This is a genomic window from Oscillibacter sp., assembly GCF_031978065.1.
Taxonomy (GTDB): Bacteria; Bacillota; Clostridia; order Oscillospirales; family Oscillospiraceae; genus Oscillibacter.
Genome location: NZ_DALZCH010000037.1, coordinates 1 through 17,459, shown reverse-complemented (window position 1 = coordinate 17,459; position 17,459 = coordinate 1). Strand labels below are relative to the sequence as shown.

Sequence of the window (17,459 nt, the reverse complement as noted above, 5' to 3'; positions counted from 1 at the left end):
AAGGGGTTGGCTGTGGATTCCCGAATTGATCTGGAAACAGCCAAGCTGATTATTGAAAAGTATAAAAAGAAAAGGAGCATATATCATGAGGTGCATTGTTGTTACATTGGCTGCCGTTGCGCTGCTTTTGATGCAAAGCGCGCTTTGCAATCAAAGAAAGGCGAGGTATATGTTTATCCTGCCGATATTAAGTGTTGCGGCAGGTCTAATTTATCAGGCGGCATTCCTGCATAAAATTCAGCTTGCCGGGCTATATCCGTTCTTGATTGCCGCAGGGTGCCTGCTGCTGTTCGGCTTTGTCAAGCGTCTTGACAATCGGAAAAAGGAAATGGAGCATATGAAAAGTCAGGACATGTAAGCCCCCTTAAAGGAACGGGGAAATCGGCAGGGGAAGGGGACTCAGCTAAATGCGAGATAAGTCTCCTGCAAATCGGCGGATTTCATAGATGACAGGATACGCTTTTTCCACCAAGGCAAAAGGCAGCCACACAAAACTTGTGTGGCTGCCTTTTTTGATGTAAGCCTTACGACGTGGAGTGGCTTCGATGGCACCGGACAAACTGGTAATCAAGCGGCTGTTCAACGGCTTCGAGCTTGCCGTAATATTCAATGGTGCCGCTTTTTGTGTGAAGGTATATTTTTCGGATGATTACCTCGCAATCATAAATAGCCTCAAGCTTTACGGATTTGCATCAATTCATAGTTTAAATGAGCAAACTTTTCTTTTCTTGTTCCCGCAGCTTTTTTGCGAGTGCAATGCCGTCCTGCTTTGGCATTTAAACATCCCCAAAAAAGATGGAAGGAGTGGCGCTTTCTAGGCTCTATCTTTTCAAAGCCAAGAAGTGATTGCAACAGAATTGTTGCGGAATTTCGCAATTTTGTTGCGAATGGCTCCAACAGCATTATACCGGAAGAAGCAAGGATTCACAAGCAAGCTGACTCATGGGTGATTCCGTGGCCCCTTTATGCGGCTGTTTAAAAATTAGCACCGCTTGTCAGAGAAAAGTGCCGCGCGTTATTTTGCGTCGCAGCCGTGTGCCACGGGTTTTAGCCGAGGTTTTATTTTTAAAACCTCGGCTTTTTTATAGCTGAAAGCTGATTGAAAGAAGGAAAGGTCAATAAGATAAATGAAGAAAGCTGCTCCGAGTTTCAGTCCTCTTGAAGGGATGTTGCCAAGGGTATCAAACAAGACCCCAGATCGATATGCCGGACACATGCTCCGTCGACTGGCTGAAAGACAGTGTTTTCCCATTATTAAGAAAATAAAGCTCCGCATTTTGGACGTTGGTCTGAATCACGTCGGTAAAGGAGACGGGACCAAAAGAATTAGATGCGGAAAGCAGATCGTGAAAGACCGTGACGGTTCCATTTAGCACAAGGTATATTTGTGTGGAATCTCCATCCACAATGCCCTGTGGATATAGCAGATAGTTGATAACATAGGTGCCCGGGCGGCTGATTGTAAATGTACCGGTTGCATGATTATAGCCGATATATGGAAAGCCGCTTGTTATTTCAGTATTAAATTTCATGGTTTGACCAGCCGGATACAAGCGCTCCGTCTGTTCTGCGGGATACTTTTGTACGTAGTGCGCGCCGATCAAAGCAGCTGCCGGGCCGATTGGTCCGACGGAGCCGGGCGGTCCGGGATAGCCGCGTTCTCCCTGAAGTCCCTCCGGACCCTGACATCCCCTTGCGCCCTGCGGGCCTTGAGGCCCCATGGGACCTTCCGGGCCTTTCGGTCCCGCTTCTCCCTGCGGCCCCTCTGGTCCACGTTCGCCTTGCGGGCCTTCCGGTCCGGCCGGGCCTTGACATCCCATTGGTCCGGTATCTCCTCGCGGCCCCCTCGGGCCTTGCGCGCCGATAGGGCCGACCGGACCGGGGTTTCCCTTTGGTCCTGCGGGGCCAGGACAGCCGGGTTCTCCCTGCGGGCCGGCATCACCCCGTACCCCCTGTAGTCCTTCCAGCCCGGGGGAGCCCTGCGGACCTTGCAAGCCGGGGGGACCGGTGCATCCCGGAACGCCCTGTGGCCCCACAGAGCCCGTGGAGCCGGTGGGCCCAGTTGGGCCACCCGGATCACCTTGGGGACCCGTCGGTCCCGGATTGCCTTGCGGCCCGGTTGGGCCCCCGGGGTCGCCTGAAGTACCTTGAGGCCCCGTCGGGCCGGTATTACCGGGAATGCCCTGCGGCCCTTCCGGTCCGATGGCGCCCGGATCGCCTTGTGGTCCCATCGGACCTGCGGGGCCCGTCGGTCCTCCGGGATCACCGGGTACGCCCTGCGGTCCTGTCGGACCGGTGAGACCGGAGATGCCTTGTGTGCCTTCTGGCCCCGCGATTCCCTGCGGACCGTCTGGCCCGGTGCAGCCGGTGATGCCCTGAGGCCCTGCTTCTCCATGCGGACCGTCTGACCCGGTGCAGCCAGTGATGCCCTGCAAACCTTCCGGACCGATGCTTCCCGGAATTCCTTGGGAGCCCGGAGGGCCGGGTATCCCTTGCGGACCTATCGGCCCTGGACAGCCGGGGCATCCCGGAAAGCCCTGCGGCCCCCGCGGCCCTTGCGGTCCTGTCGGACCCGGAGAGCAGCAAGAACAGGAGCGAGGGCTTTGAAAATTGTAACTATTATTTTTTTCCCCTTGATTGCATGAAGTAGAACTGCAATTGTTGGAATTAAAAAGATTTGAAGTTGGATTATTTTCCCTATAAATTTTCAAATCAGAACCACCTTCTTCAAACAGCCGCTATGTAACGCAAAAAGCTTTGAGCAAGAGCTGATCAAGCATTTACATCAGTATATGCAAACGGCACAACACCGTGTAAAATAGTTACTTCCGGACTCGTGGCTGCTTTTCCGTGGCGGTATTTTGCTGAACAGAACTAAGTAGCCCGTCATATGATGCTTGCAGGATACCTATTTATATTATCTGATTTGACGGTTCAGAAAGGATATCGAGATATGCAAAATTATTATGAAGACTATGCACAGAATTCAGCCGCTTGTCAAAGCGGCTGTGGCTGCAATAATTCTTCGCAGCAAAATGATTGCAATTCTTCCCGGCAGCTGGATTGTCCGTCGGCTTGCCCGCCCGGCCAGAGAGGCCCTAAGGGAGATTCGGGCTGCCCGGGTGCGAAGGGCGATGTGGGATATCCGGGCCCGCAGGGTTATGTCGGCCCACAGGGCACAGAGGGAGAGAGAGGGCCGAGAGGCACTCAGGGCCAAAAGGGAGATAAGGGCGATCTCGGCTGTCCAGGTCCAGCCGGACCGCGCGGGCCTCAGGGCCAGATGGGTTTACAGGGCTCGCAAGGCGTGAGGGGTGATGCCGGTCCGCAAGGTGATCCCGGATGTCTGGGAGCAAGAGGGCCTAGAGGAAATCCTGGCCCGGCTGGACCGCAGGGAGCACGCGGCCCCATTGGCCCCAGAGGCGATACCGGCCCTATCGGCCCGCAAGGAGATGATGGACCGGAAGGAGCACAAGGGCCTCAGGGCATCCAAGGCCCTACCGGTCCCGCGGGGGCGGAAGGCCCTGCCGGCGTGCAGGGCCCCCAGGGTGTGCAGGGGCCAATGGGTTGTCAGGGGCCGGAAGGCTCCCAAGGTGTGCAAGGCGATATCGGTCCAACGGGTGCCACCGGCTCGACAGGTGCCACCGGCCCCACCGGCCCCACCGGTCCCACCGGACTCACGGGCGCTACCGGCCCGACTGGGGACATCGGGCCCACCGGCCCCACCGGGGAATTTGATTCTGGCGACATGCTGTTTAATGTCATCGGGACAACCGGCACAGCGGTGCTTGGATACGGCGAAGACTTAATTTTTGAGTCTACCACGCTAGATATTACAGTTACACAGGGTTCTGCAATTGTAACCATTGAAAACCCTAACGTAACCGGGCCTACGGGACCTCAGGGCGATATCGGCCCCACTGGCCCCACTGGTGACGCAGGTCCCACCGGTTCCATCGGACCTACTGGCGACGCAGGTCCCTCCGGACCCACGGGTGACGCCGGACCCGCCGGACCTACTGGCCCTGATGGGCTACAGGCTTATGGCGGTTTGTATAGCAACAGCAATCAATCCATTGTCATTTCAGCAGGCGGCACACAAGGTGTTGCACTGGATCAAGCAATGGTAAGCACCGATGTAACATTAGGAACCAACAGTATTGAGATAAACGTTGCCGGAAATTACCGTGTGGAGGTTTATATTCTGCTGCAAGCCTCTGCATTGTTTTTCAATGTTACTGCAGGCGCACAGATAAATGGCGCTTTCTCACAACCGTCATTGACGACCACCTTCGCATTAACCACGAATTATGAGTTCGTCTCCCTTAGCGGTATTGTTACTTTAGCCGCAAACGATGAGGTCACCTTGGCATTGTCAAGCCCAGACGGCGGAACCGTTTTGCTGGGTCCGGGTATGAACGCCAACCTTAGTGTAATCAGACTGAGCGTCTAGCTCTTTATGTACCATTTTTAAGATTGATGAAGATACCGGATATTGTTTGGCGTTCCGCCTCTGGATAGGCGCATAAGGGTATGTTCTGGTATTAGGCGGGCGGAGCTGAAATAACAGGCTGACGGGTATCTTGAGCTGTATTCCGCAATCAGGCATTGGTACGAAATGTATAAAAAACAGACCTTGTAGGGCGCTGCTGATGTATTGTATACAGTTGCAGCGCTTTACAAGGTTTAAAGCGGATTTGGCCGTTGTCACCCTGTTGAAAGTCAATGCGTACATTAAATATAGAAGAGAATTACAAGGGATCCCGGGAAAGGAAATATGGATATTATGAGTGCTTTTCCGTTTGTTCAGGACGGTGACGAAAAAAACAATAAAAAGTGTTCTGAAGCTGAACCAAAAATAGAATGTTCTTCTTGCCCTCCCGGACCCACTGGGCCTGCCGGGCCGCAGGGGCCTCGGGGTCCCAAAGGGGAGCCCGGCTGCCGGGGGCCCAAGGGAGATTTCGGGGATCAGGGCCCACAGGGAAATCCGGGACCGCAGGGCGTTCGAGGTGATGTAGGGCCTCAAGGAAATCCGGGATGTCAAGGCGCCAAAGGGCCTCGTGGAAATACCGGCCCTGTCGGGCCACAGGGGGCTCAGGGTTTGGTGGGCCCCAGAGGGAACACTGGACCTGCGGGCCCCGTTGGCCCCACGGGGCCGACCGGACCACAAGGCCTCATCGGTCCAACGGGGCCAACTGGAAAAGATGGAGTACAAGGCCTCATCGGACCCACGGGGCCAACCGGAGAAGACGGGTCGCAGGGTCCTATCGGCCCTACGGGCCCGCAAGGCCCAACGGGTGAGGACGGGGCGCAGGGTCTTATTGGTCTCGCGGGCCCAACTGGCGCAGATGGAGTACAAGGCCCCATCGGTCCCACGGGGCCAACCGGAGAAGACGGGTCGCAGGGTCTTATTGGCCCCACGGGGGCGCAAGGCCCAACGGGCGCGGATGGAGCGCAGGGTCCCATTGGCCCTACGGGCCCAATTGGCGCAGATGGAACACAGGGTCCTATCGGACCCACGGGGGCGCAAGGCCCAACCGGCGAAGATGGAGCGCAAGGGCTCATCGGTCCCACGGGGGCGCAAGGCTCAACTGGCGCGGATGGAGCGCAAGGTCTCATCGGATCCACAGGGGCGCAAGGCCCAACCGGCGCAACTGGCGCGGATGGAGCGCAAGGTCTCATTGGTCCCACAGGCCTCATGGGCCCCACCGGCGAGGACGGACCACAAGGCCTCATCGGGCCAACGGGGCCAACCGGAGAAGACGGGTCGCAGGGTCCTATCGGCCCTACGGGCCCGCAAGGCCCAACGGGTGAGGACGGAGTACAAGGCCCCATTGGCCCTACGGGCCCAACTGGCGAGGATGGAGTACAAGGCCTCATCGGTCCAACGGGGGCGCAAGGCCTCATCGGCCCGACTGGCCCAACAGGTCCCACCGGGCCGGATTTTGCATCCACTGGATTTTCTGGATTTAAATCATCATTGTCAGTTAGTTCGGGGGCACAGATTACCAGTTGGTCAATTGCGTCTCCGTTTTATGGCAATGCGGGGTTTGATGCAACTGCGGGCAATTTCACCGTTCCTTCCTCCGGAAGGTACTCCATTAAAGCCACAATTAACTACTCTACGACGCTGGCAATCACGGGGACGATTGGCAGTGCCAATCCATCCTTTGTTGTCCGAAAAACATCACCAACCGTTCAAAATTTAATAAATGCACTGTTTCCCTTGTTAAACCTGAACGTAACGCTGCTGAGCTTGAGAGCAATTCTGGGGAATGGAGCGGTGGTACTGGCAGGCGATGTTGAATTAAGTGCAGGGGACGTGATTGGACTATTCTATGTCTCCGACGGCCTGTCGCTGACGCTTAATTTGGGCGGTGCCAATGCCGGGGGCATGGTGTGGTCCATGCATAGAATCTCATAAGCTATATCGCTTTGCAGGACAGAGCGTGCAACCCTCTCACAAAAACAAGTGGTGGGGGGGCTGCTTTTTTATGTCCACGCAGTTGTACCGGGTCGACAGGGTTTCTCTCCGGAAAAGGCGCTGGTTTGCACCGGACTTTACAAATACCGGAAAAACGGATATAATAACAGTAATTTATTACAAAAAGAAGAAAATGCGGCCCGGTTTGGACCGGAGACGCTGAAAAACAAAATTGGAAAAGGACGAAGCAACTATGGAATTGACACAAGGCGTCCGGTTTGACAGTCTGGGACTGTCACCGGAGATTATGCGCGCTCTTCGTGAGCGCAATATTGAGCTGTCCACCCCCGTGCAGGCGGGCTGCATTCCTCCCATGCTGGCGTGGAAGGACGTGATTGCCAAGGCACCCACCGGCACCGGCAAGACCTTTGCCTACGGTATCCCCATCGTGGAGCATATCGATCCTGCGGATGAGAGCGTGCAGGCGGTGATTCTGGCCCCCACCCGGGAGCTGGCCATTCAAATCACGGATGAGCTGCGGGATATCGCGGCCTATCACGCGGGAGTGCGGATGGTGTGCCTTTACGGCGGACAGCCCATCGGCAAGCAAATTGACATTTTGAAGAAAAAACCTCAGATTGTGGTGGCAACTCCCGGCCGACTGTCGGACCATATGAAGCGGCGCACCGTCCGTGTGGACACGGCGCAGACCGTGGTTCTGGACGAGGCGGACCGGATGCTGGACATGGGTTTCATCCACGACGTCACCCGGTTGCTTGACCGGATGAACAAGCGGAAAAATCTCGGGATGTTCTCCGCCACTATCTCACGGGAGGTCATGGATATCGCCTGGGTCCATCAGCGGGACGCGGAGGAGATCACCGTCCGGGCGGACGAGGAAAACAAGCCCGACATCCTTCAGTACCGTCTGGAGGTTACCCACGACGGCAAGGCCGAGGCCATTGCAAAGATCATGGACGGCGGCGAATTTGACCGGGCCATGGTCTTTTGTAACACCAAGGGCTCCACGGAGCGCATCGCAAAATTTTTGCAGATGCGGGGCGTGGACGCGGAGTGCATCCACGGCGACATTCCGCAGAAAAAGCGGGAGCAGGTGATGGACAAGTTCCGCAAGGGTGAGCTGCGGGTGTTTGTGGCCACCGACGTGGCGGCCCGGGGCATCGACGTGGATGATGTGGATGTGGTGTTTAACTGCGACGTGCCGGACGAAAATCAGGACTATGTGCACCGCATCGGCCGCACCGGCCGCGCCAGACGGCACGGCATGGCAGTGAGCCTGATTGCCGACTACCCGTCGAAAATGCGGATTGACAACATCGCCAAATGCACGGACAATATGATTGTCCCGGCCCGGATGGACGCGGACGGAAAGCTTACTGCGGAGTCTGCCACGGGGAAGTAAAAAACGGTTAAAACAAGAAGAAACGCCCGGCGTTCCAGTTGGAATGCCGGGCGAGTTTGCGTTTGTGGGGTTGCATGAAAAAGAAGGGGGCAACGTGGTCCGCAGTTGCGGGAAACAGGGGGGAGGGGAGAGCGGGAGCTTGTGCTCAAGCGGCCTTTTCCGTGCGGGCAGACTCAATCTGCTTCACCTGCTCCAAGGTTTGCCCCTTGCCGGTGAGATCGGCGGAGAGCGCCGGATCGATGGCCACGGCCAGATACATGTTGTTTCCGAAAAGGAACGCACCGGAGGTGACGCCAACCGCCTGCCCGTATATGTTCAGCAGCGCGCCGCCGCTGGAGCCCTGGGAAATGTCGGCGGTGGACATAATGCAGGGCGCGTCGTAGCCGTCCGTCGTCCGGCTGGCGTCGCTGACAATACCGGCGGAGACGGCCAGCCCCAGACCAAGGGGGCTGCCAATGGTATAGATTTCATCGCCCATCCGAAGAGTGTCTCGGGATGCGGTTTCAAGGTATACGAAACTCGGCGTCTCCACTCCGGAGAGGGAGGCGTGCCCAATGCGCAAAACGGCGATATCGTTGTCTACGTCGTAGTAGACCACTTCCTTCACCGGATACTGCTCGCCGCTGACGAGGGTGGCCACACCAGCGGCGCAGCCTGCAATGGCGTGGTAATTGGTGACGGCCAGTCCGTCCCCGCTGATAAAAAAGCCGCTGGCGCTGCCGTCAGGCTCCTTTAAATCAAGGTTCTGGCTGTCCTCATACATGCTTAGCTGAAACACGGCGGCGGTATACCGGTCGGCGGCCTGCCGGGCCGTCAGCGCGGGACTTGTAAGATTCAGTCTGTCCGCGGCTGCTGCTGCGGACGGGCTGACGGCGGTCAGGTGCGCAAGAAGCGTGCCGCTGTCCTTGTAGGAGGCGTACAGCGCACCGGCGGTCAGTTCAAAGAGATCTCCCCGGGTCAGGGTTTCCCCGTAATCTCGGGAGATGATCGCCATGTGGCGGGCGAAGGTAAGCGCGTTTTCATAGGAAACATCCTCGCCGGTATAGCCCAGCAGCCGCCCCAGCGCGGCGCAGTAGGCCGCGGAGGTGATGGCCTCGGACGCGCCGAAGGTATCCCCGGCGACGCCCCGAAGCCAGCCCTGTCCGTAGGCATACCGCACGGCCTGCACCGCGTAGGCGGGCACGTCCTTAAAGGGGATGGAGGTCTTGTCCGCAGCGGCGGCCTCCTCCGCTCCGGCAAGGCGCACCAGAATCACGGCGGCCTGCGCCCGGGTGGCGGGGTCGTCCACGTTGTACGCGCCCCGGACCACGTTCAGGGCGGAGAGGGTTTGGGCGGCGCGGGTTCCCTCGCCGGTAAGCGCCCCGGCGGGAACGGCGCAAATCAGCAGCACAGCCGCAAGGGCCAGTGCAAAAAACTGTTTTTTCATGGTGAGCAACAACCTCCAAATAAGATTTTTTAATTTTAACACGGGCTTTCGCGCTTTTCAAGACGGGTGGAAAAATACCGTGGCAGGACGGAAAAAAGAGGGACGTTTTTTGCGGAGCAGCGCGGCAGGCGTGGACATGTGGTAAAAAAACTGGTATAATAACCCTGTAACGGTTTTATACGGGCTTGCGGGCGGCTTCCGAGACGGCGCTTCGCGCCTGGGGCGGCATGCCGGTAAATTTATAAGGACAAACAGGAGCGACACATGGCAAAGGAGCTTGCGCCGGGACTTTGGCGCCTTGATATCCCTCTGGTGGGGAATCCCCTGAAAAATCTCAACAGCTATCTGATTGCGGGAGAACGGAATCTTTTGATTGACACCGGGTTCAACCAGCCCGCCTGCCGGGAGGCAATGGACCGGCAGCTTGGTGAGATCGGCGTGGACCTGACCCGGACGGACATTTTTTTGACCCACCTGCACAGCGACCACGCGGGTCTTTCCACCTATCTGCACCGCCCCGGCCGGGCCGTGTTCCTCAGCGAGTGGGACGCGAACCGGCGGGAGGAGTACAGCCGGGACGACGCGCTCTGGCGGCGGGCCTACGCGGGCTATGTGGAAAACGGGTTTACCCGGGAGGAGGTGGACTGGCTGGGCGGCGGCAATCCCGCCCAGACGGACGTTCCCGAGCCTTTGGGCAGGCCCTATGACCGGCTGGAGGATGGGCAAATGCTGGAATACGGCGGGCGGAAGCTGCGCTGCATTCTCACCCCGGGACATACGCCGGGGCATCTGTGCCTGTACGACGCGGAACATGAAACGCTTTTTTCCGGCGACCATATTCTCTTTCACATCACGCCCAACATCTGCCGCTGGGAGGAGGTTCCCGACTCTCTGGGAGACTATATTGAAAGCCTTGACGCCGTGAAGGACCTGCCGGTGAAGACCCTGCTTCCCGCCCATCGGGAAGAGACGGGGGACCTGCGCTTGCGGGCGGAGGAGCTGAAGGCCCACCACGCCCAGAGAATTGAGGGTGCACGGGAGATTGTTGAAAAGAAGCCGGGGTTGACGGCCTATGAAATTGCGGGGGAGATGCGCTGGAGCATCCGCGCCCGGAGCTGGGCCGATTTCCCCCTGACCCAGAAGTTTTTCGCGGTGGGAGAAGCGCTGGCCCATCTTGACTGGCTGGAGGTGCGGGGCGGCGTAAAGAGCCGCGCGGAAAACGGAAAAATTCGGTATTATCCCAATGAACGATATGATAAAGGAGCGGACTGAAATGGACCTGAAAGACATTTTATCCAGATGCGACCATACGCTGCTCTCCCAGACGGCGGCTTGGGAGGAAATCAAGGCTCTTTGCGACGACGGGATGAACTATAGCTGCGCCAGCGTCTGCATTCCCGCGTCCTATGTGGCGCAGGCGGCGGAGTATGTCGGGGGCAAGCTGCCAGTGTGCACGGTCATCGGCTTTCCCAACGGGTATTCCACCACAAAGGCCAAGTGCCTTGAAGCGGCCGACGCGGTGGAAAACGGTGCCGACGAAATTGACATGGTGATTAACCTTGGCTGGGTGAAGGACCGGAAGTGGGACGAGCTGCTGGGCGAAATCCGGGCGGTGAAGACCGCCTGCGGCGGAAAGCTTTTGAAGGTCATCATTGAAACCTGCTTTCTCACCGACGAGGAAAAGATCAAGCTGTGCGAGCTTGTCACCGCCTCCGGCGCGGAGTATATCAAAACCTCCACCGGCTTTGGCGGCGGCGGAGCAACCCGGGAGGACGTGGCCCTGTTCAAGGCCCATGTGGGCCCCGACGTGAAAATCAAGGCCGCGGGCGGTATCGCCGATCTCAAGGACGCGGAGGACTTTATAAACCTTGGCGCGGACCGGCTGGGTACCTCACGGGTGGTGAAGGCGGCCAAGGCGCTGGAGCGGTAAGCATCCAAAACAGAGCTTCCATCCGGGATTTATCTTGAGGTAAAAATGAAAAAATTGAAGGAGGAATTTACAATGTCCACTCCCCATAACAGTGCGGTAAAAGGCGATTTTGCCAAAACGGTTCTGATGCCCGGCGACCCCTTGCGGGCGGCATATATCGCGGAGAATTTCCTGAAGGATGCAAGGCTTGTGAACAACGTCCGAGGCGTGCAGGGTTATACCGGCCTTTACAAGGACGTACCCGTGTCCGTCATGGCCTCCGGCATGGGAATGCCCAGCATCGGTATCTATTCCCACGAGCTGTTTCATTTTTACGATGTGGAAAACATCATCCGCGTGGGCAGCGCCGGAGCTTTGACCACAAAGCTGAATATGAAAGACGTGGTTCTGGGTCAGGCTGCCTGCACGAATTCCAACTTCTCCCACCAGTTTGGCCTGAACGGCGTGCTGTCCCCCGTGGCGGACTATGAGCTGCTGGAAACGGCGGTGAACGTGGCGCGCAAGTCCGGGGCAAGCTGGACCGTGGGCAGCTTCCTCTCCAGCGACATTTTCTATAATAAGGCAGACGACTCTCTGAAATGGGCGGAGTACGGCGTGCTGGCGGTGGAGATGGAGTCCGCGGCGCTGTACTGGAACGCCATGGAGGCGGGCAAGCGGGCACTGACCATCTGCACCGTGTCCGACAGCGTGGTCACCGGCGAGGGCCTTCCCGCAGAGGAGCGGCAAACGGGCTTTACGCAGATGATGGAAATCGCTTTAGACACTGCCGTGGAGATGGCAAAGAAGTGAGTCGTGCTTTTTCTGCTAATTAAAATTAAAAATGACAGGAATACCTGTTGAAATTTTTCGGACAAATTGATATAATTTTCCATGACACGGGGACGGGCGGTTCTCCGCCCGTCCCCGTGTCAAAATTTTGAAAGAAGGTTTGATCCCAATGAAGAAGTTTCTTGCACTGGCTCTGGCATTGGTCATGACCGCGTCTCTGGCCGCCTGCGGCGGAGAGACCACGCCTCCCGCCGCCTCCGGCAGCGGCAGCGGCGGCGAAACCGCCTCCTCTTATAAGGTGGCAATGATCACCGACTACGGCGATATCACCGACCAGTCCTTCAACCAGACTACTTATGAGGCCTGCAAGGCGTTCTGCGAAGCCAACAGCATCCAGTTCAACTACTACAAGCCCAACGGCGACACCACCGCCGAGCGCGTGGCCATGGTGGACGCGGCTGTGGCCGACGGGTACAACGTCATTGTGATGCCCGGCTACGCCTTTGGCGGCACCATCGTGGAAGCCGCGCCCCAGAACCCCGACGTGAAGTTTGTCGCGCTGGACGTGGGCGAGGGTGACCTGCTTGACCCCGCCGTCACCGCCAAGGGTGAGACGTACGACTGGACCCCCGCCAACTGGACTTTGTCCGACTATGTGGACCTGAGCAACGTGTACTGCGCGGTGTATCAGGAGGAGCTGTGCGGCTACATGGCGGGCTATGCCGCAGTGAAGCTGGGCTATGACCATCTGGGCTTTCTGGGCGGCATGGCGGTTCCCGCCGTTGTCCGCTATGGCTACGGCTATGTGCAGGGCGCGGACGCTGCTGCCGGTGAGACCAGCGCGAAGGTGACCATGGAATATGTCTATGGCAACCAGTTCTTCGGCGACGGAGACATCACCGCTTACATGGACACTTGGTATAAGACCATGGGCGTGCAGGCTGTGTTCGCCTGCGGCGGCGGCATTTACACCTCTGCTGCCGAGGCTGCCGCCAAGGTGGACGGCGCCAAGGTCATCGGCGTGGACACCGATCAGGCCGCCATCATCGACGCTTACGGCGCGGACATGACGGTTACCTCCGCCATGAAGGGCCTGGCCCCCACCGTGGATACCCTGCTGGGTGAGATCATTCTCAACGACAACTGGAGCGCGTACGCGGGCAAGATTCAGACACTGGGTCTGGTTTCCGGCGACGATCCCACTGCCAACTACGTCCAGATCCCCATGGAGAGCACCAAGTGGGGCGACGGCTTCAGCCAGGACGACTATAAGGCGCTGGTTTCCAAGATGTACAGCGGCGAGGTCAAGGTGTCCAGCGACATCGGCGCCGAGCCCGCCGTCACCAACATCACCGTCAACTATTACGGCAACATTAAGTAATCTCACCGTTTGACTGCGGGGGAGGACGGGCGACAGCCTGCCCTCCTCCTCTTTTTATTTTTACACATAAAATTCGTAAAAAATTGCAAATTTTCTTTGATATATGAAGTGGGACATAGTATAATAGGCGAATAGAAAATCGGTTTCCTTCTGACCTCCGAAACAAGAGGACAAGGGAGGCGATGAAAGGGACAAAGGAGGTCGCGGAGCTTGGAAGAGACATATGCGGTGGAAATGCTCAACATCACCAAGCGGTTCCCGGGCATTATTGCCAACGACAACATTACCCTTCGGTTGAAAAAGGGAGAGATTCACGCGCTGCTGGGAGAAAACGGCGCGGGAAAGTCCACGCTGATGAGCGTGCTGTTCGGTCTTTATCGGCCGGAGGAGGGCTCCATCCGCATGGGTGGACGCGAAGTCTCCATCAAGGACCCCAACGACGCAAACGCACTGGGCATCGGCATGGTCCACCAGCATTTCAAGCTGGTGGAGTGCTTTACCGTGCTTGACAACATCATTATGGGCGTGGAGCCCAGCAAATACGGGTTTTTGCAGAAGGCGGAGGCTCGTGAAAAGGTGATGGCTCTGTCGGATAAATACAGTTTGCGAGTGGACCCGGACGCCAAGGTGGAGGATATCTCCGTGGGCATGCAGCAGCGCACCGAGATTTTGAAAATGCTGTATCGAGAAAATGAAATTTTGATTTTTGACGAGCCTACCGCCGTCCTCACCCCTCAGGAAATTGAGGAGCTGATGGACATTATGCGGGGGCTGAAGGCCGAGGGCAAAAGCATCCTCTTCATCACTCATAAGCTCAACGAAATCGTGGCTGTGGCGGACCGGTGCACCGTTTTGCGCAAGGGCGCCTACATGGGGACCGTGGACGTGGCCGATTCCAGCAAAGAAGAGCTTAGCCGTATGATGGTGGGCCGGGACGTGGACTTTGCGGTCCGCAAGAAGGCCCGTGCACCGGGGCAGGTGGTGCTGGAGGTGGAGGGCGTGACCGTGGCGTCCAAAATGCACAAGAACAACGCGGTGAAAAACGTAAGTTTTCAAGTCCGTGAAGGGGAGATTGTCTGCCTTGCCGGAATTGACGGCAACGGGCAGACCGAGCTTGTCCACGCGCTGACAGGGCTTGTAAAGCCCGCCGCGGGAAGCTTTTCCCTGCGGGGCGTGGATATGACGAGGGACTCCATACGGGAGCGCTCTAAGCTGGGCCTGAGCCATATCCCTGAAGACCGGCATAAGCACGGGCTGGTGCTGGACTACACGCTGGAGCAAAATTTGGTGCTTGAGAACTACTGGAAGCAGGAGTTTCAAAGCCGAGGCTTTATCCGCTTCAAGGCTGTGCGGGAGTACGCCCAGCGGCTGATCGAGCAGTATGACATCCGCTCCGGGCAGGGCCCCGTGACAACGGCCCGGTCCATGTCCGGCGGCAACCAGCAAAAGGCCATCGTGGCCCGGGAAATTGACAAGGACCCGGAGCTTTTGGTGGCGGTGCAGCCCACGCGGGGGCTGGACGTGGGCGCCATTGAGTACATTCACCGCCAGATCGTGGCCCAGCGGGATCAGGGAAAGGCGGTGCTGCTGGTGAGTCTGGAGCTGGACGAGGTGATGAGCTTGTCCGACCGCATTCTTGTCATGTACGAGGGGGAAATCGTGGGCGAGCTGGACCCCAAGACCACCACGGTGGAGGAACTGGGACTTTACATGGCTGGCGCAAAGCGGAAGGAGGCGGTGTGACATGGAGAAAACGAAAACGCGGAATTCGCTGCTGCGCAATGTCGGGATTCAATCTCTGCTTGCATCGCTTTTGTGCATTCTGATTGGACTGCTGGTGGGCTATCTGGTGCTACTGGCCATTAATCCCGCCGGGGCTGGAAAGGCTATTTCCACCATCGTTAAAAACTTTTTTTATTACCCCAGCCGGGCTGCGCAGCTTAAATATCTGGGCAGCACGCTGGTGAAAACCTCGCCGCTGCTGCTGTGCAGCCTGTCGGTGCTGTTTGCCTATAAAGTGGGCCTGTTCAACATCGGCGCGGCGGGGCAGTATGTGGTGGGCGCGGGCGCGTCGCTGTACTGCGCGCTGGCGCTGGACATGCCTTGGTATCTGTGCCTTCTGGCCGCCGTGGCGGCGGGTGCGCTGCTGGGTGCCCTGTCCGGCGTTTTGAAGGCATACTGCAACGTGAACGAGGTCATCTCCTGCATCATGCTCAACTGGATCAGCCTGTACATGGTGAATACCCTGCTGACCAACGTAAAGGAATATTCCAGTCCCTATACCCTGACTCTTGCCAGCACGAATCCGGGGGCTTTGATTCCGGCGCTGGGGCTTGGAAGCCTGTTCAACAACAACCAGTATGTCACCATTGCCATCCCTATGGCTGTTCTGGTCACGGTGGTAATCTGGGTGCTGCTGGAGAAGACAAAGCTGGGGTTTGAGCTGAAGGCCACCGGCTTCAACAAGGACGCCGCCCAATACTGCGGCATGAAGGAAAAGCAGAATATCATTCTCACCATGGCCATCGCGGGAGGACTTGCGGGCATGGCGGCGGCGCTTCTCTTTCTCACTGGGTTTGAGCAGTGGTCCTGCACCCAGTCGGCTGTTCCGGCCATGGGCTTCAACGGCATTGCCGCTGCGTTCCTTGGCGGACTGAACCCCATCGGGACTATTTTCTCCTCCTATTTCATCCAGCATATCACCTCCGGCGGCGCGTATGTGGACAAGACCATGTATTCGTCCCAGATTTCCGATTTCATCTCCGCGCTGATTATCTACTTGTGCGGGTTCGTGCTGTTCTTTAAGTACGCGCTGAACAACCGGCTGGACCGCCGGGCGGAGCGGGAGGCCAAGGCCGCCCAAGCCGGGGCCAATCAGGAAGGGGGCGAGCGGTAATGGCACTGCTGGTGCAATATACCTTGATTTTCGCCTCCGTGTTGGTGCTGGTGGCTCTGGGCGGTTGCTTTTCCGAGCATTCCGGCGTGATTAACATCGGGCTGGAGGGCATCATGGTCATGGGCGCTCTTGGCGGCGCGCTGATGCTGAATTTTCTTCCACCCGAGACGTCGGCTTTCATGGTGGTGCTGCTGACCGTTTTGGCGGCGGTGGCGCTGGGGGCGGTATACTCCCTGCTGCTGGCGGTGGCTGCCGTCAGCTTCGGAGCGGACCAGACCATTGTGGGCACCGCCATGAACCTGCTGGGGACCGCTGCGGCCACCGTGTTTGTCAAGGCCATGAATACCTCCATCAATCCCAACAACGTGTCTTCCACCATCCAGTACATCGCCGCGAAAAAAGCGTTTCTGGTGAAGCTTGGTGGCTTTGAGTTCAACTGGTTCATGCTGCTGGCCGCCGTTGCGTTGGCATGCTCGTATGTGCTGTTGTACAAAACCCGTTTCGGTCTGCGGTTGATGGCCTGCGGCGAGCATCCTCAGGCGGCGGACAGCGTGGGCATCAATGTCTATAAGATGCGCTATGCGGGCGTGCTGATTTCCGGCATTCTGGGCGGCCTTGGCGGCATCGTGTACATCACCGCCGGCGTCAGCGAGTGGAAGTTTGAAAACGGCGTGGCGGGTTTTGGCTTTTTGTCTCTGGCCGTGATGATTTTCGGTCAGTGGAGGCCCTCCCGCATCGCGCTGGCGGCGCTGCTGTTCGGCCTCTTCCGGGCGCTGAGCAACGTCTATACCGGCTTTGATTTCCTGATGGCGCTGAACCTGCCCAGCAGCGTGTACAACATGCTGCCTTACATTATCTCTCTGGTGGTGCTGGCGTTTACTTCCGGGAAATCCCGCGCTCCCAAGGCGGAGGGAATCCCCTACGACAAGGGACAGCGATAGGAATTTAATAAAATTTTCGTGGTTGAATTTATTGAGACAGCCGAAAAGCCCGCATAGCGGGCTTTTCGGCTGAAATACGTTACGCAACGCCTGCCCGCCCGCCAAAGGCGGGCGGGCAGGCGTTCACTCCGCAAGAAGTGTTTTTCCCGACGTACACCCCCGCCGGAAAAAATAGATTTCATTTTATTTCGCCGTCCGGGGGGCGAAACTCTGCGAGGCGTGGGAGACGTGGAACGGGAATTTTTTGCATCTCCACGGGACAGGTTGCCATAT

14 protein-coding genes are annotated in these 17,459 nt (G+C 57.6%); 11 read left to right on the top strand and 3 right to left on the bottom strand.

Features of this window, described 5'->3' with window-relative positions:
- Positions 1–85 precede the first annotated feature (85 nt).
- Positions 86–358, top strand: coding sequence for a hypothetical protein (locus tag RTK01_RS07425; RefSeq protein WP_312280365.1), 273 nt, complete (start codon positions 86–88; stop codon positions 356–358).
- Between the two features lie 166 nt (positions 359–524).
- On the opposite strand, the gene RTK01_RS16840 is transcribed toward RTK01_RS07425, so the two are convergent.
- Both RTK01_RS16840 and RTK01_RS07415 read right to left on the bottom strand, forming a co-directional pair.
- Entirely contained in the window at positions 525–638 is a 114-nt protein-coding gene (locus RTK01_RS16840; protein ID WP_397352501.1) for a LytTR family transcriptional regulator DNA-binding domain-containing protein, read from the bottom strand.
- Positions 639–1,181: 543 nt separating this feature from the next.
- Entirely contained in the window at positions 1,182–1,532 is a 351-nt protein-coding gene (locus tag RTK01_RS07415; RefSeq protein WP_312280363.1) for a hypothetical protein, read from the bottom strand.
- Positions 1,533–3,745: 2,213 nt separating this feature from the next.
- Between RTK01_RS07415 and RTK01_RS07410 the strand changes: the two genes are divergently transcribed.
- From RTK01_RS07410 to RTK01_RS07400, 3 genes are all read left to right on the top strand, one after another.
- Positions 3,746–4,450: a BclA C-terminal domain-containing protein gene (locus RTK01_RS07410; RefSeq protein ID WP_312280362.1), complete on the top strand. Its 705-nt coding sequence runs from the start codon at positions 3,746–3,748 to the stop codon at positions 4,448–4,450.
- A gap of 1,527 nt (positions 4,451–5,977) precedes the next feature.
- Positions 5,978–6,421 (top strand): hypothetical protein, encoded by a 444-nt coding sequence (locus tag RTK01_RS07405; RefSeq protein WP_312280361.1) that lies wholly within the window; start codon positions 5,978–5,980, stop codon positions 6,419–6,421.
- Between the two features lie 253 nt (positions 6,422–6,674).
- Entirely contained in the window at positions 6,675–7,844 is a 1,170-nt protein-coding gene (locus RTK01_RS07400) for a DEAD/DEAH box helicase (RefSeq protein WP_312280360.1), read from the top strand.
- Positions 7,845–7,989: 145 nt separating this feature from the next.
- Here RTK01_RS07400 and RTK01_RS07395 read toward each other — a convergent pair whose 3' ends face one another.
- Positions 7,990–9,270 carry a S1C family serine protease gene (locus RTK01_RS07395; protein WP_312280359.1) on the bottom strand — a complete coding sequence of 427 codons (1,281 nt, stop codon included), beginning with the start codon at positions 9,268–9,270 and terminating at the stop codon, positions 7,990–7,992.
- Positions 9,271–9,534: 264 nt separating this feature from the next.
- Here RTK01_RS07395 and RTK01_RS07390 point away from each other — a divergent pair, with 264 nt between their 5' ends.
- From RTK01_RS07390 to RTK01_RS07360, 7 genes are all read left to right on the top strand, one after another.
- On the top strand, positions 9,535–10,542 hold the full coding sequence (locus RTK01_RS07390) for an MBL fold metallo-hydrolase (protein WP_312280358.1): 1,008 nt from the start codon (positions 9,535–9,537) through the stop codon (positions 10,540–10,542).
- A 1-nt stretch (position 10,543) separates the two neighbouring features.
- A complete protein-coding gene (gene deoC, locus RTK01_RS07385; protein ID WP_312280357.1) occupies positions 10,544–11,200 on the top strand; it encodes a deoxyribose-phosphate aldolase in 657 nt (218 codons plus the stop codon).
- A gap of 72 nt (positions 11,201–11,272) precedes the next feature.
- Positions 11,273–11,989 carry a purine-nucleoside phosphorylase gene (gene deoD / locus RTK01_RS07380; RefSeq protein ID WP_312280379.1) on the top strand — a complete coding sequence of 239 codons (717 nt, stop codon included), beginning with the start codon at positions 11,273–11,275 and terminating at the stop codon, positions 11,987–11,989.
- A gap of 148 nt (positions 11,990–12,137) precedes the next feature.
- Positions 12,138–13,349 carry a BMP family ABC transporter substrate-binding protein gene (locus tag RTK01_RS07375; RefSeq protein ID WP_312280356.1) on the top strand — a complete coding sequence of 404 codons (1,212 nt, stop codon included), beginning with the start codon at positions 12,138–12,140 and terminating at the stop codon, positions 13,347–13,349.
- A gap of 234 nt (positions 13,350–13,583) precedes the next feature.
- On the top strand, positions 13,584–15,092 hold the full coding sequence (locus RTK01_RS07370) for an ABC transporter ATP-binding protein (RefSeq protein ID WP_312280378.1): 1,509 nt from the start codon (positions 13,584–13,586) through the stop codon (positions 15,090–15,092).
- A gap of 1 nt (position 15,093) precedes the next feature.
- The gene (locus RTK01_RS07365) at positions 15,094–16,245 is read left to right on the top strand and encodes an ABC transporter permease (RefSeq protein ID WP_312280355.1); all 1,152 of its coding nucleotides are present in this window, start codon (positions 15,094–15,096) and stop codon (positions 16,243–16,245) included.
- The gene (locus RTK01_RS07360) at positions 16,245–17,186 is read left to right on the top strand and encodes an ABC transporter permease (RefSeq protein WP_312280354.1); all 942 of its coding nucleotides are present in this window, start codon (positions 16,245–16,247) and stop codon (positions 17,184–17,186) included. The genes RTK01_RS07365 and RTK01_RS07360 overlap by 1 nt, the downstream gene beginning before the upstream one ends.
- Positions 17,187–17,459 lie beyond the last annotated feature (273 nt).